The sequence below is a fragment of the Sphingopyxis sp. RIFCSPHIGHO2_12_FULL_65_19 genome, assembly GCF_001830555.1.
Classification (GTDB): Bacteria; Pseudomonadota; Alphaproteobacteria; order Sphingomonadales; family Sphingomonadaceae; genus Sphingopyxis.
The window spans coordinates 20222-45449 of the sequence record NZ_MIAM01000017.1 but is presented as its reverse complement, the minus strand read 5'-3'; the positions used below and the strand labels follow the sequence as shown (position 1 = coordinate 45449).

Below are 25228 nucleotides of genomic sequence, written 5' to 3'. Positions count from 1 at the left end.
CTCTCAACTTCGATCCATGTTTCAGGGCGAAAGTCATCAGCGTGCCAAACCCGTCCCCCGCCCCTCTCTGCACGGCCATCGTCGCCGAAGACGAATGGCTCGTCCGCATCGACATCGTCGAGGCGCTCGAGGCAGCCGGGTTCGCGGTTCGCGAGGTCGAAACCGCCGAGGACGCACTGCTCCTGATCGGCGAGGAGCGACCGCATATCCTTGTGACCGATATCCGGCTTGCCGGCGCTCTCGACGGATGGAGCCTCGCGGAAGCCTATCGCGACGCTCATCCGGGCGGCGGCGTCGTCTATGCCTCGGCCAATGTGCCGCTTGCCGATCGACAGGTCGAGGGCAGCTTCTTCTTCTCGAAACCCGTGCTGATGAGCGCGCTCGTCGATGCATGCCTCGGCCTCTGCGCCGGGCAAGACGGCCGGCCCGCCTAAGGCGGGCAAGCGGGCGTGATCCACCTGTCACGCGTCCATCGCGCGCCCGTCACCTCCGCAGCGCGGGTCAGGCGGCCGCCCCTGACTGAGCAGAGGGCCCCGCGGTGCCTTGGGATGGGGGGAGGCCGTGCAGCTTCCAGAGATTGGCTTCGGTCTTGCTCATGCGAACGAGAAGCTGCTCGCCGTCCCATAGTTCGACCTCGGCACTGCCGCGATCGTTGAGCGCGAACTGGAACGCCTGATAGGCGTCGGGCGCGCGAAATTCGACGCGGCGCGGCTCGCGCGCATCCTCGCCATGAAAAAGAAGATGAAAAAGGCGCATGACATGCTCCATTCCTGTTCCGGAGCAAGCGCGACCCTGCTCTCAGCACCGATCGGAACGCCTCAGGCAAAGGGCGGACTGCAAAATCAGGCAGCCGCAAGAGACGCCGATGAGGGTGGGACTCAGCCACTTCTGCATAGCAGATTTCAGGGCCCAAGGCGCGAAAATCGTGATGATCGAGATCAATCCTGCACGCGCTGCGGCGGGTAGCGCCCCATCCGCCCGTCGCGTCGCCAGATCCATCGAGGCAGGTTTTGCCCAACAACCATGTGGGCCGAACGCGCCCGGCCGAGCAGCTTTCGTGCATCCGTCGAAGCGATAGCCTGCCCCGTGCCCTTCAGTGCTGGTCCGCCATTACATGCCCTTCGACACGGCGCAGCCAGTTGTGAAGCCGCGTCGCAGCCGCCGCGCCATGGCCCGTCGCGGTGCTGATCTGGTCGAGCCCGGCGAGAACATCGCCGGCGCCGTAGACGCCGGGCATCAAGGGCTCGGCAAAGGCATCGGCGGGCAGGCAGCGATTGGCGTCGCCTTGGAGACCGAGCCCCGCCAGCAATTCGCTGCGCGGTTCGGACCCGAGCGCCGGATAGAGGGTGTCGAAGAAAAGCGCGTCCTCCGCACCCTCCAGCTGAACCGCGATACGTCTGTCCCGGTGCGCGAGGCGAAGCAGCTGCCGCTCCTCGATCCGCACGTCGCTTGCCAGAAGTTCGGCACGCTGCGCGGGCGTGAGCTCGACCTGCCACTTGGGGATGAGGGTCACATCGTCGGTATATTGCCTCAGGAACATCGCCTCTGCGGCGCCGTGAAGGTCCGACCCGAGTACGGCGATCTTGCGCCCGCGATGCTCAAATCCGTCGCAGATCGGGCAGTAGCGCAGCGCGCCGCTCCGGACGGCGGCGTCATGGTCGCCGCTAGCGAGCACCGCCTCGTTGGTGATGACGCCGGTCGCGAGAATGAGCCCGCGCGCCGACAGGCGGCGGCCGTCCTCGAGCCGCGCCGCGAAGGGGGCACCGCCGGCGCCTGCGGACAGACAGTCGACGCGCGCCAATTCGATTTCGGCACCGTATCTCTCTGCCTGATCGGTGAGCCGCGCGACGAGATCGGCTCCCGATATTCCGTCGGGAAATCCGGGCACGTTCCAGGCCATCGGCGCGCCAAGCGCGCGCGAGCGTCCGTCGTGGAGCACGAGGGTGCGGCGGCGATAGCGCGCAAGATAGAGAGCGGCGGTGAGCCCTGCGGGTCCCGCGCCGATGACGAGCGCATCATAAGCGGGCTCGCCCGAAGGGTCGCGGCCAGCGGGCATGCCCGCGCCCGTTCCGGCCCCACCCTTCATCCCTGCTGCGGCCTGATGTCGAAGGCGGCGATGCGATCGTCCTCGCTGAGCGCCGCCGCCAGCGCATCGGCACATTCCTCGCCATAGCCTGCGGCGATGGCGGTAAAACCGGGCGCGCCGCCGGCGCGGCGCTGTTCGACGGTGATCGCCTTGAGGCCATGTTCGCCGAGCAGGGCGATGACCTCGGCCGAGGCGATGCTCGTTCCCGCCCGATAGTTGAGCGTGATATGCGCGATGCGCCGCTGCGGCGCGTGGCGCTCGGTCCAGGTGACGGCAGCGAGCACGAGGAAGGTCGCGCCGCCGCCGAAGATGGCGAGTTCGTAGAAGCCGACCCCGAACAGGATGCCGAGTGTCGCGGTCATCCAGAGCGATGCAGCGGTGGTGAGCCCGCGGACATTGAGCCCCTCGCGAAAGATCACGCCCCCGCACAGGAAGCCGATCCCGGTGAGCACGCCATGCGCCATGCGCACGGGATCGATGCGCACGACCTCGGTCGGCGTGTCGGTGAGCCATTCCATCTGGTGAACGGCCGACAGCATGAGGAGACAGCAGGACAGCGCGACGAGGATATGGGTGCGCAGACCCGCCGGGCTCGCGCGATATTCGCGCTCGCCGCCGATAATCGCGCCGGCGATGACCGCGCCCGCGATCGGCAGCAGGAGATCGGGGTCGAGGAGATCGAGCTCAGACACCGCGCATCAGCCCCGGGACGAGCGGCAGCAGCTCGCGCGCAAGATAGCCGAGCGGCCCCATGGTTTCGCCGAGCCGCCGCCCCGCTTCGCCGTGCAGCCAGATGCCCCAGGCGGACGCCTGCAGGGGCGAGAGGCCTTGCGCGCCGAGACCGGCGATGAGGCCGGCCAGCACGTCGCCCGAGCCGCTGACCGCTAGCCCGAGCCCGCCGCCCGCATAAGCCAGGCAGCTCCCCTCGGCGATGAGATGGCTCGTCGCGCCCTTGACCATCACCGCCGCGCCGAAGCGGTCGGCGGCCTTGCCGAGCGACGCGAGCGGGTCGCTCGCGACCTCCTCTTTCGCTACATCGAGCATCGCGGCAAGTTCGCCTTCGTGCGGGGTGAGGATTGTGTGCGCGGCGCGCGCCCGGATCGCATCCGAATGTGCGGCCGCTGCGCGCAGCGCGACGGCGTCGAGGAGGAGGAAGATGTCCCCGGGCAGCGCCGGCAGCAGGGCTTCGAGCAAGGTCCGGACGATGTCGGCGTCGATCATCGCGGGCCCGAAGACGATGGCGTCGTGCAGCGCCACCTCGGCGAGCAGCAGTTCGGCCGCCTCGGGCGCAATCTCGCCCGCTTCGGTTTCGGGGAGCGCGACAACGGCGCAGGCGGGAAAGGCGATGCCGATCGGGATCGCCGCCGAGGCGATCGTCGCGATCGTCACCTTGCCCGCCCCGGCGCGGAACGCCGCCTCGGCGGTGAGCAGCATGCCGCCGGGCACCCGGCGGCAACCGCCGATCACGAGAACCCGGCCGCGGCCGTTCTTGTCGACATTGTCATGATGATCGGGAAGCGGATGCGCCTTGAGCCAGGCGGTGTCGAGCGGGGTTGCCTCAGCCACGCGCGGCCACCATCGCATCGGGTTCGCGGGTGACCGGGACTTCGCCCTCCATCGGCGCAGTCACATTGTAGCGCGACAGGACGAGGTTGCCGTCGCGGCCCACGTCCGCGTCGAAACGATATTCGGTGATCGCGCAATTGGCGACGTCGCCCTCGCTGTCGATCGCCAATATCTCGGCCTCCCCCAGATTTTCGATGATGGTGCGCAGGCAAAGGACGACCACCTGGTGCGCGACGATCATCACGCGCCGCCCGCCATAATGGAGCGAGACGGTGTCGAGGAGCGAGCGGAGGCGCAGAATCACGTCGCACCAGCTTTCGCCGCCCGGCGGGCGGTGATAGAATTTGCCGAGCGCCAGCCGGAATTCGGCCTGATCGGGATGCGCCACCTCGATGCCGCGGCGCGTGAGGCCATCGAGGATGCCGAACTCCTTCTCGCGCAGCCGCTCGTCGATGCAGATTTTCTCGTCGGCCGCGCAGCCTCCCGCGCTGCGAAAGATTTCGGCGGTCTGCACGGCCCGTACATAGGGCGAGGCGAGCATGATCTCGGGGCGGCCGTCTTCCTCCCCCGCCGCGAACCAGCCGCCGAGCGCCTGCGCCTGTTGCTCGCCCAGCGCGGAGAGGGGCACATCGACATCGCGGTGGTCGAGCGCGATGCGCAGGTCACCCGCCGCGTCGGCGGCATCGCGCGCGACATTGCCGGCGCTTTGGCCGTGGCGAACCACCCAGAGCACCGAAGGCCAGCGCGGGGTCATCGAATGGCTTTCCTCGTCATCGACACGCTAACGCCTCCAAAGCCGAACTCGTTGCGTTAGGCTCGCGGGTCGCCCAGCGAGCGGCCCCGACCTTGCCGCGGCCGCGGCATGCCGACAACGACGGCCCGCCATCCGTCCCCGCCACGCCCGCTCCCGCCGTGCTCGTCGCCCCGCCTTTGACATTTTGCCCGCGAGGTAGGTTGGGGCGAGGTGCCCGCAGGAACTTCGGAAGGCCTCAGGCGATTGGGATGCGTTGTCGGCTCAGCGTCGGCGACAGCGAACAGAGGAGACAATCATGAAGAAACTCGTCGCCTTCGATCTCGATGGAACCCTGGCGGAAAGCAAGCAGCCGCTCGCCCCCGAAATGGGCACGGCGATCGCGAAGCTCCTGGGCGTCGCCGAGGTCGCGGTGATTTCGGGCGGCGACTGGCCGCAGTTCGACAAGCAGGTCGCGAGCCGACTTCCGGCAGACGCCGATCGGGGCCGGCTCTGGCTAATGCCGACGACGGGCACGAAGCTTTTCGTCCACCGCGGCGGCGGCTGGACGCCGCTTTATGCCGAGCTGTTCAGCGACGAGGAAAAGGCGCGCATCCTCGCCGCCTTCGACGCGTCGCTCGAGGCGACGGGGTTCGTTCCCGAGGAAGTCTGGGGCGATCGCATCGAGGACCGCGGCAGCCAGATCACCTTCTCGGCGCTCGGCCAGCAGGCGCCGATCGCCGCCAAGGAAGTCTGGGATCCCGACTTCGCGAAGCGGCGGATCATCCAGGCGGATCTCGGCGAGCGGCTCCCGGGCCTGTCGATCAACATGGGCGGCGCGACGTCGATCGACGTCACGCGCGAGGGCGTCGACAAGGGCTATGGACTCAAGAAGCTGAGCGCCGAGAGCGGAATCGCGCTCGGCGACATGATCTTCATCGGCGACGCGATCTTTCCGGGCGGCAACGACTATCCGGCGAAGTTGCTAGGACTCGACACGGTGCGCGTGCGCGACCCCAGGGAGACGATCGCGGTGATCGAGGCGATCGTCGCCTGCCTCGGTTGAAGGTGCGTCAGGCGACTGCGAGCCGCGCCGCGCGCCGGGCCCTTTTTGGCCGCACCGGCGCCGCGCCGCCGCCCTCCCGCACGCATGATAAGTCCGGCGAAGCGCCGAACGCGCCTGCCCGCCTCGCCCCACCGCCACGCGGCCGCGCCATCGCGAAAGGCGGCCGGAACACGCACGGCGTCCCGGACCGTTGCCGCACGCCAAAAGCGTATAACTTCGATCAACCCGGCTCCTCTTTCACGCAACAAGCCGGACAGGCGCGGGGTTTCCTGTTCGATCCGATCGGGATCAGGAGAAAGGATGCGTCATGGCACAAAATGATAAGAAAGACGGCAAGCAGCAGGGCAGCTCGTCCGGCAAGGGCGGTCAGCAGCAGCAGGACGACGGCAAAAGCCAGTCGGGCGCCGGCAAGCAGTCCGGAAGCAAGGACCAGGGCAAACAGCGCGGCTGAGCCCCTCCCGCTTCCCGGGTGAAAGACCGGGCCGCGCGCGCCGCGGCCCGGTCTTGCATGCGGAAAAGCGCCGCCCAGCCGACGCGCAGAAAATGGTTTGAGGAGAGATAAGATGAAGACATGGATTGGAGCCGCGGCGATCGCCGCGATCGTCGCGGGATGCGGCGGACCCGATACGCGCGACGAGGAGCAAGCCGCCGCGTCTGCCGACACCGCCGCTATGGCACCGGAGCCCGCTCCGGCCGCCGCAACGCCGGCGGCAGCCGTTAGCACCGCAGACTATGTTGCCCAGGCGGGCGCCGGTGACCTTTGGGAGATCGAATCGTCGAAAGCCCTGCTCGCCAAATCGAAAGATGAAAAGGTCAGGGCCTTTGCCGAGATGATGATCGACAACCACGGCAAATCGACCGCGAAAGTGAAGGCGGCAGCCGCGAGCGCCGGGGTCGAGGCGCCGGCACCCAAGCTCGCACCTGACCAGGAGAAGATGCTTGCCGACATCAAGGCGGCCGATGCCGCAGCGATCGACAAAATCTATCTCGATCATCAGAAAACCGCGCATGGTTCGGCGCTGGCACTTCATCAGGGCTATGCCGCCTCGGGCGAGGCAGTCCAGCTCAAGCAGGCGGCGGCCGAGATCGTTCCGGTGGTGGAGGCGCACCGCGCCGAACTCGGCAAGCTGGCACCCTGACAGAGGCCAGGAGCAGTGTCATGAAGCCGCCGCGCGCCATGCGCGGCGGCTTTCGCTTGCTGCCCCTCGTCCTCCCGGGAACCGCCGCACCGCATCCTTGCCGCCAGCCGCCGCACCCTTTCAGTACAGGAGTTCCCATGAACGACCGGATCGCGCCCCGTAGTGGCGTTGCCTTCACGCTTCCCAAGGACAAGATTCTCTGCGTGACCGACCCCGAGGGCGGCCAGGTCGGCGACCTTCTTGCGTTTCGTGCGGCCGATCCCCGCGAAGCGATCTCGAACGGGCGAACGTTCGACTATGAAGAGACGATCCGGCTGACGACCGGCAACCGCCTGTGGTCGAACCGTTCAAACGCATTGCTCGAGATCGTCGAGGACAGCTGCGGGGTGCATGATTTCCTGCTGACGCCATGCAGCGAGGCGACGTTTCGCCATTTCTACGCCGACAAGCCCGTTCATCGCGGCTGCTTCGGCAATCTTGCCGAAGCGCTCGAGCCATATGGGATTGCTGCCGACGCCATTCCCGTCGCGTTCAACCTGTTCATGAATGTGCCGGTCGGCAGCGACGGCAAGATCCGCGTCCTTCCGCCGACGACGAAGGCCGGCGACTTCATCCGGCTTCGCGCGCTCGACGACCTGATCGTCGGGCTCACCGCCTGCTCGGCCTACGACAGCTGCGGCGGCAGCTTCAAGCCGATTGACTACCGGATCGAGTGAACCGGCGGGTACAGCGCTTCCACAGCGATTGCGCCGCGCCGCCCGACCGCCGCGAGGGCCTAACGGCTCCCGCCAACCGGCGCGTCCGCCCCCTTGCCGGGCGGGGGCGTATCGGGTTCGGCGGCGCGCCCGCCGCCGCCTTGCGGGTCGCTGTCATAATCCTCGGCATTGCCCTTGCCGCCGGCACCCGCACCGCTTCCGCTGACCGGACCGCTGCCGGTGCTGCGCCGATGGCCGCGGTTGGCGGCGCCCGATACGTCGCCGGCCTCGCGCTCCCCGGCGGGATAGCGGTCGGGCGCGGTCGTCCCGACATTCTCCCGGCGTTCCACGGGCTCTTGCGGCAGCGACCCGTCGCCGGCGGAGCCCCCACCCCTGCTGCCATTGCGATTGATCATGATCGTCTCCTCTTCACCAAATGAGGCCGGATCGGCCAGATCAGCCTTGCTTTCCCGACCCCGGCTCGGCTTGCTTCCGGTGCATCTCGGCTGTCGCCGCTTCGCTGAGAACGCCCGATGCGAGGACCTGCGCCTTGTTCTTGAACCCGTGAACGACCGCATGCTCCCCCGCGAGGAGCGCATCCCATCCGGTTTTCGCCACATCGGCGGGATCGTCCTTTTCTGATTGCCCGACCTTCGTGTCGAGCATGCCGGCCCGCTCGAAAAAGCGCGTCTCGGTCGCGCCGGGTTTGAGACAGGTGATGGTGACGCCGCTGTCCTTCAATTCGTTGCCGATCGCCGCGGCGAAACTGTCGACGAAGGCCTTGGTGCCGTTATACACCGCCTGAAAAGAGCCGGCGAGATGACCGGCGATCGAGCCGGTGATCAGTACCTTGCCTTCGCCGCGCGCGACCATCGCCTTCAGGACCGGCTGGAGCAGCAGCAGCGTGCCGGTGATATTGGTGTCGATGACGTGACGCCACGCGTCGACGGGCTGGTCTAGAAAACCGCGACCGAGGCCGTGACCTGCGTTCGCGACGAGAATGTCGATCGGCCTGCCGCCCGCAGCGGCGAGAAGGCGTTCGACGCCGGCTGGGGTCGCCAGATCGGCTTCGACCGTCTCAACCTCGACGCCCTTTGCAAGAAGACCTGCGGCAGCATCGACGAGCGGCTCGTCGGCCGCGACGATGAGGTCGTAACCATCCTTCGCCGCGAGTAGGGCGATCTCTCGGCCGATGCCGCTCGAGGCGCCGGTGACGACAGCGAGTTTGCGATCAGGCATGTTCCATCTCCTGCAGGGCCGACACGGCCCCCTTTGCGAGGCCGGGCTTGAGCACGATCTTCGTGTAGAGGTCCTGCTCGTCGTGCCAGTGCCGGTACATGTCGGCGGCGTCCTCGAGCGATGCGTGATGCGAGATGAGCGAGACGGTGTCGAACTTGCCGGCCTGGATCATGTCGAGAAGCTCGCCCGAATAGCGCTGGACATGCGTCTGACCGCTCTTGACGGTGAGGCCCTTCTCCATGAGCTGGCCCAGCGGGAATTTGTCGGCGAAACCGCCGTAAACCCCGGGAATCGAAAGGCGGCCGCCCTTGCGGCACGCAAGGATCGCCTGGCGCAAGGCGTGGATGCGCTCGGTGGACGAGAGCAGCTTGACCTTCACCTGGTCGAGGATGTTGTCGACCGTGAACCCGTGGCTTTCCATGCCGACGCAGTCGATGCAGGCGTCAGGCCCGATGCCGCCGGTCATTTCGGCGAGCGCCTCGCGAACATCGACCTTCGTATAGTCGAGGATCTCTGCACCATATTTCTTTGCGAGCGCGAGGCGCGTCGGAAAGTGATCGATTGCGATCACGCGCCCGGCGCCAAGCAGCAGCGCCGACTGGATCGTGAACAGGCCGACAGGGCCGCAGCCCCAGACCGCGACGGTGTCGCCGGGCTCGATGTCGGCGTTGACCGCCGCCTGCCAACCCGTCGGCAAGATATCCGAGAGGAAGAGCACGTCGTCGTCGGCAAGGCCGTCGGGAATGACCACCGGCCCGACATCCGAATAGGGAATGCGGACATATTCGGCCTGCCCGCCGGCGTAGCCGCCGGTGAGATGCGCATATCCGAACGCCCCGCCCATCGCATGACCCATCATCAGCTCGGATGCATCGCGCGTCTCGGACGGGTTGCTGTTGTCGCAGGCGCTATATTGCTGCTTCTCGCAGAAGAAGCATTGCCCGCAGCTGATCGTGAAAGGCACGACGACGCGCTGGCCCCGATGCAGCGTCGAGGATGCGCCGGTCTCGACCACTTCACCCATGAATTCGTGGCCGACGATATCGCCCGCGCGCATGCCCGGAATATAGCCGTCGTAAAGATGAAGGTCCGAGCCGCAGATCGCGGTCGAGGTCACGCGGATGATCGCATCGCGCGGGTTGACGATTTCGGGATCGGGAACGGTTTCGACACTGATCTTGTGGCGTCCCTGCCAGGTAACGGCGCGCATGGCCTTCTCCTTGATGTGATTGTGCTGCGGTTCGGCGTTCAGATGTGCGGCTCGGCAGGGCTCTCGGCGCCTCGCGCGGAGGGCGAGGCATTGGTCGTCACTTCGCCGGTTTCCATGAGCTGCTTGAAACGGTGAAGGTCGCGCCGCGCCTGCACTTCGGGCTCGCGCTGAAGGAGCTTGGCGGCGAGGCGCCCGACCTTCCCGGCGGGCGGGTCATAGGCGAGGATCAGGCTGACATAGGTGCCTCGCCCCGCCGGCGCGTCGGTGAAGCGCACCTCGCCGCTGTTCGCGATGTCGGAGGCCGGCGTACTTTGCCAGTAGATCGATGTGTCCTCGACGCGCTCGGTGATGCGGTTGACCAGTGTCACCTCGCGCCCGGCGGGCGCCTTGATCGTCCACTGCGAGACATCTTCGCCGAGGTCGTCGACCGCGACCACATTCTCCATGAACTCGGGAAAGCGTTCGGGCATCCATGCCGCGTAGAGCTCGGCGCGGGGGCGATTGATCAACACCGACTTGCCGAACAACGCGCGGGAGGAGGTTTTGTCGAGCGTCCAATGCGGCGCGTCGGTCGCGATTGTTTCTTCCTGCCCTCGGCTCTCGCGGTGCCGACGGCGCTGCCAGAGCGCCGCGCCGGTTGCGAGCACGGCGATGCCCGCGCCAGCGGCGGCGAGAATCAGCGGATCGGGAAGGTCATTCTTGGATCTGGACATGGATCATCTCCCGCCCGGGCAAAGGCCGGGCGTCATCTGGGGAGCGTCGGCGGGGCCGGCGCCGGTCGGGGGAAGCGGCCCCGACTTCGGGGCGATGAACGACTGACGCCCGTCCGCTGCGATCGTTCCGCGGTTCGAGGATTAAATCGGCGCTCCGAGCGCCCAGCGAGACAGGCACCGGGGCAGCGGGGCCGTAACGCCCACGCCGGTTCGCTCGGCCATTCGCCGTCACGATCCCGTCTCCGCGTGCGGAGCGGCGACGGGCTTCGATTCGGGCGACTCTTTCTGACGAAGGAAGATCGACAAGAGCACCAGAACGGCGGTCGACAGAAATTCGCTCTGCCAATTCTGGAAGGATTCGAACCAGAGGCCGGGGTCGCCGAGATAGGCGAAGGTGGAAAGGGCGATTTCGCCATGCTCGCGCGCGTCCTCGGCGGCCGCGCGCGCGCTCTGCGTCCAGTGGAGGATGAAGGAGGCAAGAAACAGCATCGCGAGCACCAGCCCCAGCGACCGAGCATAGAGAGCGCGCGCGAGACGACCCTTGCGCAGCACCGCAGGGGCACCGGGCTTGCGCGCCTGCGCGGCAAGATCGGCGTCGCGTAGCGGCGCGTCGGGACCCCGCGATTCCGACGAGCCACGCTGAACGAGCATCGCCGTCAGCACGACATAGGCCGACATCTGGAGAAACTCGCTCTCCCAGTTTTCGAACACCGAGGACAGGAATTGCGGACTGCCGCCATAGGCCCAGAGCGAGAGACCGGGCTGATGGTGCCGCGCAGCGTCCGCGAGCGCGACGTGCCACCCCGGTAGCCAGTGGCCGACGATCGACGCTGCGAACAGCAGCAGCAGCACGATGGTGAGACCATTATCATCCTTGAGCCGCGTCATGGGCCACTTCCTTTCCGGCGCCCCGCGGCCCCTCGCCCGCCGCCGCCGCGGGGGCGAGCGACGCCTCCGTGGCTACCTGTCCGCGTGGGGGCCGCGCAGGCCAGGCGGCGCCGTCGAGCGTATCGCGCTTCTCATACTCCGCCGCGCTCATCAGCAGCACGAGCCCGTCGGCATGACAGTCGAGCATCGCCGCCGGTACCGCGCGCAGCGTCTCGTCGATGCCGCCGAGCCCGCCGCTCGCGACGACGACATAAGAGAGGCATCCGCTTTCGCATTCGATCATCGCATCGACCGCCTGGCCGACAACTTCGCCGCGGATATCGCTCACCGGACGACCGCCTAGCGCACTCGCGGCGAAGAGCGAGGGCGAGGCCGCGATCCGGCTTCGCTTCGCGGCACGCCGCGCGCCATCCTCATAGCCGCGCTGGCGGCCGAGCCATCGCCATATTCCGACGAGATTGACGAGCGTCAGGAACAGGTTCGTCGCAAGAAGATTGGTCTGGCCCGATGTGAACCCGACGACCGACCAGGCGAGCGAGCCCAAAGTGAACACGACGAAGCCCGAGCCGGTCACGCGCGCGCCGAGATTGGCTGCCGTCATCATCGCCGCGATCATCGTCGCGGCAGGCGCAATCAGTCCGGCGGCCTCTTCCACGTGCGGCTTCTCCTCGGTCGGCGGCACCCGCTGGCGCCGCTCCCGGGCAGAACCCGCCGCCGTATCACTGCGTTCCCCCGGACGGCGGCGATGCAACATCGATCAATGCATTTATCGGCGCCGCGCGCTGTGCGTCGGCTCCCTGGCGCCAAATCGGCGACGGCCCCGTCGCCCCCGTACGGGCGCGATCAGGCGATCCTTCAGGACCGCCTGGCCGCGAGCTGTGCTTCCGCACGCCTCGCCGCCTCGATAAGGCTTTCGCCGGTACTGCGCGCCGCCGCCGGGGTCATCGTCACCGCGACACCGTCGGGGCCATCGAGCAGGACAACGCCATCTTCCGCGGTGGCGACCCCCGCTTCCGTCTCGGGCGGCTGGGGGGAAGACAAATCACCGGTCATCGGCGGGGCCTCTGGTCTGGGAGCGGCGGAGATGCGGGATCGTCGATATAGAGATAGGCGGGATCGAACTGGCCGCGCCGCGCCAGCTTCGCGGCATCGAGAATCTCGACCTTGCCGTTGCGGAACGTACAAAGCCCTTCCTCGCGAAGATGGCGTACGACCCGGTTCACATGCACGGTCGTCAGGCCGCAGATCTCGGCGACATCGGCCTGCGTCAGTCCGAGCGTGAACTGACGCCCGTCGCTCAGCCCCGCCGACTGGAGACGCACATTGGTCTCGCAGAAGAAATGCGCGACGCGGCCGATGGCATCGAGGCGGCCGAGCCGGAAGAGCCAGGCGCGGTGGATCGCGGCGTCGAGCAAGGTCGCAAACCAGAGCTTGCGCGTCAGCTCGGGCATTTCCTCGGTGATCGCATCGAGCTCGACATGCGGGACGATCGCGATCGTCGCCGGGGTCATCGTACCGACATCATGGTCGAGGTGTTTCAGCGGGTAGGCGTGGAGGTCGACGAAGTCGCCGGGCAGGTGAATCGCGACAAGCTGGCGGAGACCGTTCCGGTCGTCGAGGTAGCGCGACATGATGCCCTCGACGAGGAGCGTGCTCTGGTCGAGCCGCTCGCCGGCGCGCGCGATGATCTTGCGGGCATCGACCGTCATTGTAGTGCTGATGGCGGCCTCGAGACGCGCGCGCTCGCCGGGTTCGAGGCTTACCCCGCGACGGTCTCTCAAGAAGCGATCGGTTAACATCACTGACGTTCCCTGTTTCGTCCGAAATGCGTGAGCGGGCCTGCTCAACTGCGAAAATTCCGAAAGCCCGGCAACCCCTCACAAGGGAAGCGGAATCGTCATGATCGAGGTTAATCACAAACCCGGTGCAGCAACTTTCAAAGCGCGAACTCGTTCCATCGCCGGGTCCGGAGGGCGCGCTTGCACGCCCGCCGACCGCGTTACGCCTCCCTGCTGCGCCCCTCAGACAAAGCGAGATCCGACATGGCCAAATCCCCCACCACCCCCTCTTCCACCCGCGCGGACGCCGCGAAGCCCAAGCCTCGCCGCGGCCAGAGCGCCGCTGCGATCGCGGGCAAGGACATGGGCGGCGAGTCGGTGCGAAAAGCGCCAGTCTTTCCGGCGGACGCTCCGATCGCAGAGAGCTTTGGCGAGGATCGCGGTAGCGGCGGCGAGACGCATCAAGGGAGTGCCGGCCATGCGCCGCTCACCACCCAGCACGGCGTGCCGGTCGCCGACGACCAGAACAGCCTCAAGCAGGGCGCGCGCGGCCCGACGCTGCTCGAGGATTTCCATTTCCGCGAGAAAATCTTCCATTTCGACCATGAGCGTATCCCCGAGCGCGTCGTTCATGCACGCGGCTATGGCGCGCACGGCTATTTCGAGCTCACCGACAGCCTCGCCGACGTCAGCCGCGCCGACATCTTCCAGCGCGTCGGCGAGCGCACGCCCGCCTTCGTGCGCTTCTCGACCGTCGCGGGTTCGAAAGGCTCGTTCGACCTCGCACGCGACGTGCGCGGCTTTGCGGTCAAGCTCTACACCAAGGAAGGCAATTGGGATCTCGTCGGCAACAATATCCCGGTCTTCTTCATCCATGATGCGATGAAATTCCCCGACCTCGTGCATTCGGTGAAGCCCGAGCCCGACCGAGCCTTCCCGCAGGCGCAATCGGCCCACGACAATTTCTGGGATTTCGTGAGCCTGATGCCCGAGAGCTTCCACATGATCATGTGGGTGATGTCTGACCGCGCAATCCCCCGCTCCTTCCGCACGATGGAAGGCTTCGGCGTCCACACCTTCCGCCTCGTCGACACCAACGGCAAATCGACCTTCGTCAAATTTCACTGGAAGCCGAAGCAGGGCCTTCAGTCTGTGGTGTGGAACGAGGCGGTCAAGATCAACGGCGCCGACCCCGATTTCCATCGCCGCGACCTTTGGGATGCGATCAACAGCGGCGACTTTCCCGAATGGGAACTCGGCGTTCAGCTGTTCGACGACGCCTTCGCGGACAAGTTCGAATTCGACGTCCTCGATGCGACCAAGCTCATCCCCGAGGAGCAGGTGCCGATCCGCACCGTCGGCCGCCTCGTTCTCGACCGCGTCGTCGACAATTTCTTCGCCGAGACCGAGCAGGTCGCCTTCTGCACCCAGAACATCGTCCCGGGCATCGATTTCTCGAACGATCCGCTGCTCCAGGGCCGCAATTTCTCCTATCTCGACACGCAGATCAAAAGGCTCGGCGGCCCGAACTTCACCCATATCCCGATCAATGCGCCGAAATGCCCGATGGCGCATTTCCAGCAGGATGGTCATATGGCGATGCGAAACCCCGTCGGCCGCGCCAATTACGAGCCGAACAGCTGGGGACCGACGGACGGCGGCCCGCGCGAGGATCCCGCGCGCGGCTTTGCGAGCTTCCCCGAAGAGGCCGAAGGCGCCAAGCGCCGCATCCGCCCCGAGAGCTTCGCCGACCACTACAGCCAGGCGCGGCAATTCTTCGTGAGCCAGACCCCGATCGAGCAGAAGCATATCGGCGACGCGCTTGTTTTCGAGCTGTCGAAGGTCGAACGCCCCGACATTCGCGCCCGCACCGTATCGCATCTCCTCCATATCGACCGCGGCCTCGCAGCCACGGTGGCCGATGGCCTAGGGCTGCCGCTTCCGGCGCCGGCCAAGGCCGCAAAAAAGCCGCTCGCCGACCTTCCCCCTTCCCGGCCGCTCAGTATCCTGCTCAACGGCCCGGCCAGCTTCGCGGGACGCAAGCTCGGAATCCTCGCGACCGACGGCGCGGATGCGCGGCTCTTCAAGGCGCTGACCAAGGCGGTCGACGCCGCCGGCGCTGTCTGGGAACTCGTTGCACCGAAGATCGGCGGGATCACGCTCTCGGACGGCACGAGCGTCGCGGGCCGGCACAAGATCGACGGCGGGCCGTCGGTGCTGTTCGACGCGGTCGCGCTTCTCCCGAGCGACGATGGGGCGGCGCTGCTCGCAGGCGATGCGGCGGCCAAGGACTTCGTCAGCGACGCCTTCGCGCATTGCAAATTTATCGGACATGGCGCCGAAGCGGCGCCGCTCTTCGCGGCCGCCGGCCTCGCCGACAAGCTCGACGAGGCCTGCATCGCGCTGGCCAAACCTGGCGATGTCACCGCCTTCCTCGATGCCTGCGTAACGCTTCGGCACTGGCCGCGTGAAGCCGGCGTCGACCTCGACGCAAAAGGCGGAACGAAGGAGGCGGCCGAGACATCGGCATCGCGCAAGGCGGTATCCGCTCCGGCAGCGAAACCGGCTACCAAGCCGGCTCGCTGACCGGCCTGGGCGAAGGAGCGGTACTCATGCAATTCGCGACCGATCGGCTGGTCTTCGGCCCCGACGATGTCGATCTGTCGCGCTCGCCGCTCGCGGGTCAGCTCGGCCGCGAGACCTATGTGCTCGGGGCCTTCAACCCGGGCCTGCTCCGCCTCGCCTCGGGCAATCTCCTGATGATGGTGCGCGTCGCCGAGGCGCTCCGGGCCCCGATCGAGGATGGTCATGTTCATTCGATCCGGTGGGAGGCTGGGCGCTACAAGGTCGATATCTGGCCGCTCGAGCTTTGCGATACGTCGGATCCCAGAAAGTTCATGGTGCACGGCGGTAGCTGGCGGATCATGGCACTAACCTCGCTTTCGTGGCTGCTTCCCGTCGAGCTCACGCCCGACGGGCTCGAGATCGTTGCCGTCCATTACGACAAGGCTGTCAATCCGGGCGCGGATTTCCAATGCTATGGCGTCGAGGACGCGCGCATCAGCCGGGTCGGAAGGCGCTGGTTGATGACCACCTGTTCGGTGAGCCCGGAGCGCCACTCGACGACGCTCTACAGTTCGGCGAACGGCCTCGACTGGGTCTTCGAGGGGATCGTTCTCGATCATCAGAACAAGGACATGCTGATCTTCGAGGGCCTGATCGACGGCCGCTACTGGGCGCAGACGCGGCCGCTCGGCGATCTCTATTTCGCCTATCCGCCGGGATCGAGGTGGCGGGCGGGGCCCTCGATCAACCTCGCGACCTCGCCCGATGCGCTGCACTGGAAGCCTCATGAGGCTCCCGGCATCCGTCCGCATGCCGACACGGTGGCGACCGCGCGCATCGGCGGCGGCACCCCGCCGATCCGTACCGACGCGGGATGGCTCACGCTCTGGCATGGGGTCGAGCCGAAAGAGATCGTCGGGATCTACCGCACCTACTGGTCGCTCCTCGATCTCGACGACCCCTCGGTCGTCCTCCGCACCGATCACCGGCCGCTCCTCGAGGCGAACCCCGAGCTTACGCGTCCGCTCGAAGACAAGCTCTATATACGCGATGTCGTCTTCACGACGGGCATCGCCGATGGCGGCGATCATTATGTCGTCGCGTCGGGGGAAGCCGATCTTGCCTGTCGGATCACCCATGTCCCCAAGGCCTGTTTCGGTGACTGACCAGCGCGTGGAGACGCGCCGCGACACGCCGCTGACGCCCGATCTCGTTCGCGTTCGCGGCGAGCTCGCGGCCGCTACTCCGATCGTCTCGCAGAGGATCGACGACCTCTCCGTCGAACTTGCTGCGGGCGGCGAAGCGCTCTGGCTGTTCGTCCGGCGCGCCGACATCGGCGGCGTCGCCCTGCGCGCGGCCTCGTGGCCCGGCGCGGCGAAGGCCCGCCGCGTCAAGCGCGCTGGCGGCGAGCTCGCCCGCGTGCATGTCGAAAGTGCGATCGGCGCGCATGAGGTCGCGCTTGAGGCGCGACCCGGGCCGCTCCCCTGCCTCCGCCTTGTCTCGACACTCCGCCCCTCGGCACCGCTGCTCCTTCCGCCCGGAGCGCGCGATCTCTTTCCGTTCGACGCCCAGGACGATCCGATGGGGACCCGCGGCACGGTCGAGGCGGTGCAACGCGGTCTCAACGCCGGGCTCCTCTATGGCGAACTTACCGACCCCGCCTTCGGTACCTTTTTCTATTTCCAGGATTTCACCGCGCTCAATCCCTATTTCCAAGCGACTGGCACCAATCCGGATGCCGCGGTGGGAGGCATCTGGCCGGGGCTGGGCTTCCGCCTTCCCGGCCAGACACTCCACACTGCCGACGAAGCCGCGCCGCTGGCGCCCGGGATTACTTATACGCTGAGCGATGCGAGGCTCGTCGTCCGCGACGGCTCTCCGGCAGACGAGCGCGACAGCGCGCGGCGATTTCTCCAGATGCTGGGCGCCGTCTATCGCTCGCTGTCCCTGCCGCCGACCGAATATCGCGACTGGCGGCAGAGGGCCGCGCGGACGGCGCGGCATCTCGGCGCCGCGCCGGAGGCGACCGTGCGCCATTATGGTCATCGGTACGTGCACCCTTATACGGATGCCGAATATCCGGACGCCATGGTTCAGATGTCGATCGTGCAGGCGCTGCACGACTGGGGGAAATGGCGCGGCGAGGTTCATCCCCTCGAGGAAGAATTCAAGGCCGGCCTCGGCAAATTCTACGACCGGAAGCTCGAGACGCTGCGCCGCTATCTGCCCAATGTCGGTGACGACAAGGATGCCGACGCCGTCGACAGCTGGTATCTCTACCACCCGCTTCTGAACCTCGGAAAACTGGCGCTCGATGGCGACCCGAAGGCGCGGCGGCTGTTTCTGAGATCGCTTCCTTATGCGATCCGCGCAGCGCAGCATTTCGCTTACAAATGGCCGATCCAGTACAAGATCGCCGACTTCTCGGTCATCACCGAAACCGCCGGAGCCGACGGGCGCGGCCAGACCGATGTCGGCGGCATCTATGCCTGGGTGATGCTCGAGGCTTTCGAGCTCACCGACGAGAAGCTGTATCTCGACGAGGCATGCGCCGCGATCGACACCGCGGTCGGTCTGGGATTCGACATCAATTATCAGGCCAACCTCACCGCCTGGGGGGCTGCCGCCTGCATGAGATTGTGGCGGGTCACCGGCCGCGACGTCTACCGCGAGCAGAGCTATGTCTATCTCGCGAGCTTCTTTCATCACACCGAGATCTGGGAAAGCGAGATCGGCCTCGCCGTTCATCACCGCAACTTTCTGGGCGCCACCTGTCTGCAGGACGCACCCTATATGGCGATCTACGAATGTTTCGACAGCTTCGCCGCTTTCGAACATTATCTTGCCGACAGCGGACCGGATCTCGAGCCCGCGGCGCGCATGCTGATTTCGGAATATTGCCGCTATGCACTCGATCGGGCCTGGTATTATTATCCCGACGCCCTGCCCGCCGAGGCCGTCTCGGACGAACAGCGCCCCGGTAACGGGCGCATCGACCCCACCCTCTCCTTCCCGGTCGAGGATCTTTATGCCGACGGTCAGCCCGCGGGCCAGGTGGGGCAGGAAATCTATGGCGCCGGGGCCGCATTCATCTTCGCGACCCGCGCCTTTCACCGCGTCGACGGCGCGCCGTTCGACCTTTATTGCGATCATTTCGTCCGTGCCCTCGAGCGCATGGCGCCAGCGCGGCTCTCGCTTCGCCTCGACGGCGGCGAAGGCTGCACGGCCCGGCTCAGCTTCGTCCGGAAGAGCCGGGGCGAGCTTCCCGCGATACGCGTCGCCGCGGCGGACGGCGATGCGATCCGGCCCGACGGGAACAGCGGCGACCGCCTCGATTTCCTCGTTCCGGCGAACGGCAGCCTCCTTCTCAGCTGGAACTGAGGCGTCCGCCACGCAGGCCGGTACAAACAGCGCAACATTTGTTAATCGGTGCGGCGCCGCGGCAACTTTGAGGCCGCCCCCCCGTTGCCCTTTCAGCCTCCCGGATTTTCTCTCAAGCTGGAGACAGACATGGCACACGCAATGACGGCGCCCCGCCGTTCGTCGGGGTTCGGAAAAATTCTCGGTATCGGCGTCCTCGGGGCGCTGTTCTGGTTCACGCGCAAGCAGGCGCCGGCCGATGTGAAGGACGACGGCCATTCGGCCGCCTTCGCCGATGGCGAGACGCATCCCGAAAATTTCGATCAGACCCGCTCGGCGGGACCGGACGGCATGCGCGACGAGGTCCGGCGCGAGTGGGACCGCGTCGACCAGGCCGCCGACGAATCCTTCCCTAGCAGCGATCCGCCGGCTTACTGAGGGGCTGACGATGAACGCTCCCGTCACCGGCCAAGTCGCGGCAGGAACATCGAACGGCCCGGCGCCCGCACGCAAGCCGACACTCATGCTGCACTATGACGAGGATCAATTCGGCCTCCAGAAGCGCCTCCTCTTCGAGGCGGCGAGCCCCGCAAGCGCGCTCGATATCGCCGCCGGCGAAGCGGCAGGCCGCTCCGCACGGCTGTTCGTCGACGGCGCGCCGCTCTGCAGCCTGCTCAAGGCCGACGATGACAATCCCTACTGGGTCGTCGCCGCGCCGACAGCGCGAACGAGAGGCGATCCCGTCTCCGCGACCTTCGAGGAAATGCCATGATCGACGAAGCCGACGCGCATACCGAAGCCCCCGACATCAAGGGCCGGCGGGCGATCATAACCGGGGGCACGACCGGGATCGGCCGCGCGATCGCGGTCCTCCTCGCAAGCTACGGCGTGAAGGTGTTCGTCTGCGGCCGTACCCCCGAACATCTGGAGGATGCGCTGCAGCGCATCCGCGAAGTGGGCGAAGGCGACGGGATCAACGTCGATCTTTCAATGGCGGAAGATGTCGACCGGTTTTTCGAGGCAGCGCGAGACTTTCTCGGCGAAATCGACATCGCGGTGATCAACGCCGCCGTCCCGGCGGCGGCGCTTGCCGACGCAGGCGAGAGTGAGGCGCGCTACCAGCTCGAGACCGACTTCACCGCCTATCTCGTCTGCGCCCAGGAAGCGGCGCGCTGCATGTCGGCGGGCAGCGACATCATCGTGATCGGATCGATGACCGCGGTGTCGCGCGGTCCGGGCAGCTCGATCTACGTCGCGGCGAAAAGCGGCATACAGGGCTTCGTCCAGTCGTTCCGCAAGGAGCTGGCGGAGCAGGATATCAAGGTCGGACTGATCGAGCCCGGGTTTACCGGTGCCGACTTCCAATATCCCGAATTCCCGCCCGAGAAGCAGAAGAAACTGATCGGCAAGCATCAGATGCTTCGCGCCGAGGACATCGCTGTCGCGGCCCACTTCATGCTCGTTCAGCCGCGACGCACGGCGGTATCGCTCATCCGCGTCGAGACCCGCCTCGACCATCCCTGACCTTCCGAAGGAGCCTTCCCATGTCCCTCAACATTTTCGCCAACGCGCGCCAGCCGCTGGGCAACCCGGCCTTCCTGCTCGGTGCGGCCGCAGCGGGGTTTGCCGTCGGCCTCGTCGCCAACCTCGGCCGAAAGGCCGCGGTGCAGAGCCTCACCGCGCTCAAGGGACAGTGGGACGAGGGCCTCAAGGCCGAACACCGGTTGACGATGACGCTGTTCGACGCACTCGAGGCGACCGACGAAAGCGACGTCAAAAAGCGAAAGGCGCTGCTCGTCCAGCTCCAGCACGCGCTCGCCAAACATGCGTTCGAAGAGGAGAATGTCGTCTATCCGGCGATGCGCGACCATGGCCAGATCGAGGACGCCGACAAGCTCGTTCACGACCATGGCTATGTGAAGCAATATCTTTTCGACCTCTCGGAAATGGACGCCGCCGACCCCGCCTGGATCGCCAAGGTCCGCGAATTTCGCAGCCAGATCGAGGCGCATGTCGAGGAAGAGGAACAGCGCCTTTTCCCCCGTCTCAGGGCTGCGCTCGGCGACGACGGCAACAAACATGTGACCGCAGTGATGAACAAGGCTGGATTTGCCGCCGCCTGAGCGCCATAGGCGGGCATGAGGCCCGCCCGATCGGCATGTGTCGTGGTGCAGTGACGAAGGGGCGGTGGCCGGATCGAAACCCTAGGCAGACTTGTGAGTTGCCGAAGGTGGGAGAAGTTGGATGCCCCGTTATTATTTCCACAGCAGCAGCGGCCAGCGCGAGCTCGACGATGAAGGCGTCGATCTGCCCGACACGGCCGCAGCCCGGGTCGAGGCGGCCCGCTATGCGGGGCACCTCCTCGGCGACAATCCCGAACTCATCAACGATGTCGATACGCTCCGGATCGAGGTGACCGACGAGGATGGCTGCCTTTGCTGCGCGGTGCTCGTCGCGTCGGTCGACGCCAGGCGGAAGATCGAGCGCCCCGCGCCCTTCAAATAAGCCGGCTGGGCTTCTAGCTCATGCTCGCGAGCAGCCGCTCGATCGGCGTCGTCGCAAAACCGATCGCGCTGTCCGATATACCGTAAGGGATGAACAGGTCCCCACCGACGCGCATCGCGCCGCAGGTATAGACCACATTCGGCACATAGCCCTCGCGGTCGCTCTCGGCGGCCGATAGGATCGGGCACTCGGTGCGCGCGATGAGTTTGGTCGGATCGTCGCGGTCGAGCAAGGCCGCGCCAAGGCTGTATTTGCGCATCGCACCGACGCCGTGCGTGAGAAGGATCCAGCCCTCGTCGCATTCGATCGGGCTGCCGCAATTGCCCATCTGGATGAGCTCCCACGCATAGGCGGGACGCATGAGGATCTGTCCCTCGTCGTCCCAGTCGGTGAGACTGTCCGACGCGATGATGGTGATGTTCTTGCCGTCCTGCCGCGCGATCATGAGATAGCGGCCGCCGACCTTGCGTGGAAACAGCGCCATGCCCTTGTGGCGCGCGGCGCGGCCCGACAGAGGCTCGAGCGAGAATCCCGAGAAATCGGTCGTGCGCAGGAGTTCCGAGCGGATCGCCTGCCCCGAATAGGCCGTATAAGTGCCGATATATTCGGTGCGGCCATCGTCGTGGACGAAGGGCACGAGGCGCAGATCCTCGATGCCGCCGCGCTGCGCCTCGGTCATCGGAAAAAGAACGCTGTTCGAGATCGCACTGTCGGGCTGACGGTGGACATTCACCTTGCCGTCATCGCCAAGCCGATGGCGGTCGTCGGCAACCGCCGCCATCGCGGGTCCCGACTGGGGCCAAAGCGTGAAGTCGCCGCCCTCGCCGATGATTCCCTCGCGGAAGGCGACCGAGCTGATATGGCCCTCGCCCACCGCGCGCATCGACATGAGAAAGCGTTGCTGGTCGGCGGCAAGCCCGCTCTGGTCGGGATGCGGGACGACGCTCGGGTTCATGAGCGCGGCGGCGGCATAGCTATATTCGTGGCAGAAATAGGCGCCGATCAGCCGCCGCTTGACGGGCGAGACGATGGCGGGATCGAGCTCCAGATCTTCCGCGACCTCGGCGAAGCGTTCGTCGAAGATCCGCCCGATCTGCCAGTGGCGCTCGGAAAAATCCTTCCACACGAGGCCGAGCTGTGCCTCGGCCTCCTCCTCGTCCATCGCCAATATGTCGGCGGCGAGCTGCGCCGCCCGCGATGGTTCGGACACATTGGACTGCCAGGCGAGGTGGAAGGGCCTGAGCACGACCCGCGCAGGGTCGGCCGCAAGCTTGTCATGAAGAATGTGCAGCGGCGTGTGGTTCGGATTGCAGATCAACATCGCTGGCGCTGGTGTCCTTCGCTATCCCCCGCGTCCAGAATGTATCGGCCATCGCGCGGTGCGCAAGGTGAAAAGCCAGCGCGGACTCGGCCCCGACATTCGAATTGACCCCGTGACGGGTCAGCCCGTCGCAGCAGCGCCCCGTTGCCGAGCTCGCGATCACCGCGCCGCGGTCGTTCGCGCCGAGAAACCAGCCATAGGCCCGCTCGGCCCGGTCATGCCAGCGCAGCTTGCCCGTCAAGCGGTAGGCGGTCGCGGCGGCATCGACCGTCGCCCAGGCTTCGAGCGGCTGTTGATCGAACGGAAAAAGCTCGCCCTCGGCGCCGAAGCCTTCGCAACCCATCGGACGGAAATGCCCCTCGCTGCTCGTCTGGATGTCGCAGAGCCAGTCGAGCGCCCCGATGCCGGCCTCTTCCATCGGAACGGAATCCGTCCGCCGCCCGGCGCGCAGGAGCGCCTCGGCGAGACGCGCATTGTCATAGGCGAGAGCGGGTTCGAACCACTCCCACCCGCTCCGCCGCGCGCTGCGCCAGAGCGCGTGCAGGAAGGCGCCGCCGCGCTCGACGATCGCGCCTGCCGCGGCATGCCCCGGCTCGCGCGCCAGGAGTTCGTCGGCTCCGAGAAGTGCGAACGCGATCGCGCGCGGACTTTTGAGGTCGGCCGCCAAGGGGGCGGTGCGCGCAAATAGTCCCGCGCACCAGGCGCGGAGTTCCGGCGTGCGCGCGTGCGCTGCGCCATGGCCGAGCGCCCAGAGCGTGCGCCCGTTGCTGTCTTCGGACCCTTCATCCTCGAGCCAGCGCCGGTCATAGGCCATGAAGTTGCGGAAGCGCCCGCGATCGGGGTTCCAACCATGGTGAAGGAAGGCGGCGTAGCGCGCGAAGAGCAGGCCATATTCCTCCTCGCCGAGCGACGGGCTCGCATTGACGAGCATTAAAGCGCGGGCATTGTCGTCGATGCAATAGCCGTGATCCCGATCGGGAATGAGCCCCGTCCCGTGCTGCAATATGCCGACATCGTCCGAGAGCGCGCGGATCGCGGCGAAGGAGGGGAACATCCGCCGCGGCTCGCGCCGCGCCGGCACGGCCGCGACGTTTTCGATCAGCGATGCAAAGCGCGCCGCGATGACCGGCCAGGCGGTAGACCGGCCGCGCGCATAGGCGCGCTCCTGGAGCGCGCGCCGTTCGCCGGGGTGCGCGAGCAACAGCAACACCGCCTCGGCGATCGCGTCGCTGTCGGCCCCGCCGAGCAGGATGCCCACGTCGTCGGCGAGCAGTTCGCGCGCATGCACGAAGGGCGTCGATACGACCGCGCGGCCGAGCGCCACCGCATAGGCGAGCGTACCCGAGGTGATCTGCGCGAGATTGGGATAGGGCGCGAGATAGATATCGCATAGCTCGATCTGTTCGAGGAGTTCGGGCAGGTCGAGAAAGCGGTTCTCCCAGGCGATATTGTCCGCGACGCCGAGCTCCCCGGCGAGGTCGGCAAGGCTCTGCCGATAGGCTTCGCCCTCGGCAGCGACGAGATTGGGATGGGTGGCGCCGACGATCCGATAGAGAATGTCGGGATATTGGGCGGCAATCGCCGGCAGCGCGCGGATGGCCGCTTCCAGCCCCTTGCCCGGGCCGAGGAGGCCGAAGGTCGACACGACCGGACGGCCCGCAAGGCCGAGCCGCTCGCGAAGCGGCGAACATACCTCGAAGGCCCGGTCGGGGGCGCCATGCTCGATGAGCTCGATGCGCTCTGCCTTCGCGCCATAGACGCGGATCAGCGTCTCGCGGCCGAAGGCGCTCATCACGACGAGCTTCGCCGCCTTCGCGACGAGATTCTCCATCACGCGCCGCTGGTCGGCGCTCGGCTCGGCGAGGATGGTATGGAAGGTGACGATCAGCGGCGCCGCAACGCGGTCGACGAGCCCCAGCACCATGTTGCCTGCGGGACCCCCGAAAATCCCGAACTCATGCTGGAGCCAGACCGCGTCGGCACCGCTTGCGTTTATCGCCTCCGCGGCAGCGCGATATCCATCGGCATCTTTCTCATCGATGCCAGCAACGGCTGCGGAATCGCTCGCATCGCCCGGCCTGGCTGCCATCGCATAGACATCGATCGCCATGTCGGGACGCGCGGTCGTCAGATGGTCGTAAATGTCGGCGGTGAAGGTCGCGATCCCGCACTGGCGCGGCCGGAAACAGCCGATGAGCGCGAGGCGCCGGGCGCGCGCGGCAATACTGGCAACGGGCCCGCCGTGGCGGCTCTCTTCATTGTCGAATGCGGTAAGGAAGCTGGTCTCGCTGTCGAATTTCATCGTTGTGCCTTCTGTCCGGTCCCCCCGAATGAAGAACAGGAGCGCGCATCGACCTTGCCCTTCTT

28 protein-coding genes are annotated in these 25228 nt (G+C 66.6%); 13 read left to right on the top strand and 15 right to left on the bottom strand.

Annotation, left to right across the window (positions count from 1 at the left end; translation table 11 throughout):
- Positions 1–41: 41 nt before the first annotated feature.
- Positions 42–434, top strand: a complete 393-nt coding sequence (locus tag A3E77_RS05675) for a response regulator (RefSeq protein WP_054728006.1) — start codon at positions 42–44, stop codon at positions 432–434.
- 67 nt (positions 435–501) lie between these two features.
- Here the strand turns inward: A3E77_RS05675 and A3E77_RS05670 are convergent, their stop codons facing one another.
- From A3E77_RS05670 to A3E77_RS05650, 5 genes are all read right to left on the bottom strand, one after another.
- Positions 502–756 carry a hypothetical protein gene (locus A3E77_RS05670; protein WP_293644020.1) on the bottom strand — a complete coding sequence of 85 codons (255 nt, stop codon included), beginning with the start codon at positions 754–756 and terminating at the stop codon, positions 502–504.
- Between the two features lie 337 nt (positions 757–1093).
- Positions 1094–2086, bottom strand: coding sequence for an NAD(P)/FAD-dependent oxidoreductase (locus tag A3E77_RS05665; RefSeq protein ID WP_162248610.1), 993 nt, complete (start codon positions 2084–2086; stop codon positions 1094–1096).
- Positions 2083–2778 (bottom strand): MgtC/SapB family protein, encoded by a 696-nt coding sequence (locus A3E77_RS05660; protein ID WP_293644018.1) that lies wholly within the window; start codon positions 2776–2778, stop codon positions 2083–2085. The genes A3E77_RS05665 and A3E77_RS05660 overlap by 4 nt, the downstream gene beginning before the upstream one ends.
- Complete coding sequence (locus A3E77_RS05655) at positions 2771–3652, bottom strand: NAD(P)H-hydrate dehydratase (protein WP_293644016.1); 882 nt, start codon at positions 3650–3652, stop codon at positions 2771–2773. The genes A3E77_RS05660 and A3E77_RS05655 overlap by 8 nt, the downstream gene beginning before the upstream one ends.
- Positions 3645–4406, bottom strand: a complete 762-nt coding sequence (locus A3E77_RS05650; RefSeq protein ID WP_293644015.1) for a histidine phosphatase family protein — start codon at positions 4404–4406, stop codon at positions 3645–3647. Before A3E77_RS05650 ends, A3E77_RS05655 begins: the two co-directional genes overlap by 8 nt.
- Before the next feature lie 295 nt (positions 4407–4701).
- Here A3E77_RS05650 and A3E77_RS05645 point away from each other — a divergent pair, with 295 nt between their 5' ends.
- From A3E77_RS05645 to A3E77_RS05630, 4 genes are all read left to right on the top strand, one after another.
- Positions 4702–5448 carry an HAD-IIB family hydrolase gene (locus tag A3E77_RS05645; protein ID WP_054728021.1) on the top strand — a complete coding sequence of 249 codons (747 nt, stop codon included), beginning with the start codon at positions 4702–4704 and terminating at the stop codon, positions 5446–5448.
- Positions 5449–5755: 307 nt separating this feature from the next.
- Positions 5756–5899, top strand: a complete 144-nt coding sequence (locus tag A3E77_RS05640) for a hypothetical protein (protein ID WP_293644013.1) — start codon at positions 5756–5758, stop codon at positions 5897–5899.
- A 112-nt stretch (positions 5900–6011) separates the two neighbouring features.
- A complete protein-coding gene (locus tag A3E77_RS05635) occupies positions 6012–6587 on the top strand; it encodes a DUF4142 domain-containing protein (protein WP_293644011.1) in 576 nt (191 codons plus the stop codon).
- Positions 6588–6724: 137 nt separating this feature from the next.
- On the top strand, positions 6725–7303 hold the full coding sequence (locus tag A3E77_RS05630; protein WP_293644009.1) for an urea carboxylase-associated family protein: 579 nt from the start codon (positions 6725–6727) through the stop codon (positions 7301–7303).
- 59 nt (positions 7304–7362) lie between these two features.
- Here the strand turns inward: A3E77_RS05630 and A3E77_RS05625 are convergent, their stop codons facing one another.
- From A3E77_RS05625 to A3E77_RS05590, 8 genes are all read right to left on the bottom strand, one after another.
- The gene (locus A3E77_RS05625) at positions 7363–7698 is read right to left on the bottom strand and encodes a hypothetical protein (RefSeq protein ID WP_293644007.1); all 336 of its coding nucleotides are present in this window, start codon (positions 7696–7698) and stop codon (positions 7363–7365) included.
- Between the two features lie 40 nt (positions 7699–7738).
- Positions 7739–8521: an SDR family NAD(P)-dependent oxidoreductase gene (locus tag A3E77_RS05620; RefSeq protein WP_293644005.1), complete on the bottom strand. Its 783-nt coding sequence runs from the start codon at positions 8519–8521 to the stop codon at positions 7739–7741.
- Positions 8514–9731, bottom strand: a complete 1218-nt coding sequence (locus tag A3E77_RS05615) for a zinc-dependent alcohol dehydrogenase (RefSeq protein ID WP_293644003.1) — start codon at positions 9729–9731, stop codon at positions 8514–8516. Before A3E77_RS05615 ends, A3E77_RS05620 begins: the two co-directional genes overlap by 8 nt.
- 38 nt (positions 9732–9769) lie before the next feature.
- Complete coding sequence (locus tag A3E77_RS05610; protein WP_293644001.1) at positions 9770–10444, bottom strand: SRPBCC family protein; 675 nt, start codon at positions 10442–10444, stop codon at positions 9770–9772.
- Positions 10445–10672: 228 nt separating this feature from the next.
- The gene (locus A3E77_RS05605; RefSeq protein WP_293643999.1) at positions 10673–11332 is read right to left on the bottom strand and encodes a DUF6766 family protein; all 660 of its coding nucleotides are present in this window, start codon (positions 11330–11332) and stop codon (positions 10673–10675) included.
- Positions 11313–11987: a PRC-barrel domain-containing protein gene (locus A3E77_RS05600; protein WP_366652612.1), complete on the bottom strand. Its 675-nt coding sequence runs from the start codon at positions 11985–11987 to the stop codon at positions 11313–11315. The genes A3E77_RS05605 and A3E77_RS05600 overlap by 20 nt, the downstream gene beginning before the upstream one ends.
- A 200-nt stretch (positions 11988–12187) precedes the next feature.
- Positions 12188–12385, bottom strand: a complete 198-nt coding sequence (locus tag A3E77_RS05595; RefSeq protein WP_293643997.1) for a hypothetical protein — start codon at positions 12383–12385, stop codon at positions 12188–12190.
- Positions 12382–13131 (bottom strand): Crp/Fnr family transcriptional regulator, encoded by a 750-nt coding sequence (locus A3E77_RS05590; RefSeq protein WP_293643995.1) that lies wholly within the window; start codon positions 13129–13131, stop codon positions 12382–12384. Before A3E77_RS05590 ends, A3E77_RS05595 begins: the two co-directional genes overlap by 4 nt.
- A gap of 342 nt (positions 13132–13473) precedes the next feature.
- Here A3E77_RS05590 and A3E77_RS05585 point away from each other — a divergent pair, with 342 nt between their 5' ends.
- The 8 genes from A3E77_RS05585 to A3E77_RS05550 all read left to right on the top strand — a co-directional run bounded on the left by A3E77_RS05585 (position 13474) and on the right by A3E77_RS05550 (position 21540).
- Positions 13474–15696, top strand: coding sequence for a catalase (locus tag A3E77_RS05585; RefSeq protein WP_458574416.1), 2223 nt, complete (start codon positions 13474–13476; stop codon positions 15694–15696).
- A gap of 26 nt (positions 15697–15722) precedes the next feature.
- Positions 15723–16841, top strand: coding sequence for a glycoside hydrolase family 130 protein (locus A3E77_RS05580; RefSeq protein ID WP_293643993.1), 1119 nt, complete (start codon positions 15723–15725; stop codon positions 16839–16841).
- A complete protein-coding gene (locus tag A3E77_RS05575; RefSeq protein WP_293643991.1) occupies positions 16834–19056 on the top strand; it encodes a hypothetical protein in 2223 nt (740 codons plus the stop codon). Before A3E77_RS05580 ends, A3E77_RS05575 begins: the two co-directional genes overlap by 8 nt.
- A 129-nt stretch (positions 19057–19185) precedes the next feature.
- Positions 19186–19473 carry a hypothetical protein gene (locus tag A3E77_RS05570; RefSeq protein ID WP_293643989.1) on the top strand — a complete coding sequence of 96 codons (288 nt, stop codon included), beginning with the start codon at positions 19186–19188 and terminating at the stop codon, positions 19471–19473.
- Positions 19474–19483: 10 nt separating this feature from the next.
- The gene (locus tag A3E77_RS05565) at positions 19484–19807 is read left to right on the top strand and encodes a hypothetical protein (protein ID WP_293643987.1); all 324 of its coding nucleotides are present in this window, start codon (positions 19484–19486) and stop codon (positions 19805–19807) included.
- Positions 19804–20559: an SDR family oxidoreductase gene (locus A3E77_RS05560; RefSeq protein WP_293643985.1), complete on the top strand. Its 756-nt coding sequence runs from the start codon at positions 19804–19806 to the stop codon at positions 20557–20559. The genes A3E77_RS05565 and A3E77_RS05560 overlap by 4 nt, the downstream gene beginning before the upstream one ends.
- 20 nt (positions 20560–20579) lie before the next feature.
- Entirely contained in the window at positions 20580–21158 is a 579-nt protein-coding gene (locus A3E77_RS05555; RefSeq protein ID WP_062179292.1) for a hemerythrin domain-containing protein, read from the top strand.
- A gap of 121 nt (positions 21159–21279) precedes the next feature.
- Positions 21280–21540, top strand: a complete 261-nt coding sequence (locus A3E77_RS05550) for a DUF6894 family protein (RefSeq protein WP_054728047.1) — start codon at positions 21280–21282, stop codon at positions 21538–21540.
- Between the two features lie 13 nt (positions 21541–21553).
- Here A3E77_RS05550 and A3E77_RS05545 read toward each other — a convergent pair whose 3' ends face one another.
- Complete coding sequence (locus A3E77_RS05545) at positions 21554–22861, bottom strand: glycoside hydrolase family 130 protein (protein WP_293643983.1); 1308 nt, start codon at positions 22859–22861, stop codon at positions 21554–21556.
- Entirely contained in the window at positions 22815–25163 is a 2349-nt protein-coding gene (locus A3E77_RS05540; protein WP_293643981.1) for a glycosyltransferase family 4 protein, read from the bottom strand. Before A3E77_RS05540 ends, A3E77_RS05545 begins: the two co-directional genes overlap by 47 nt.
- Positions 25164–25228: the final 65 nt, after the last annotated feature.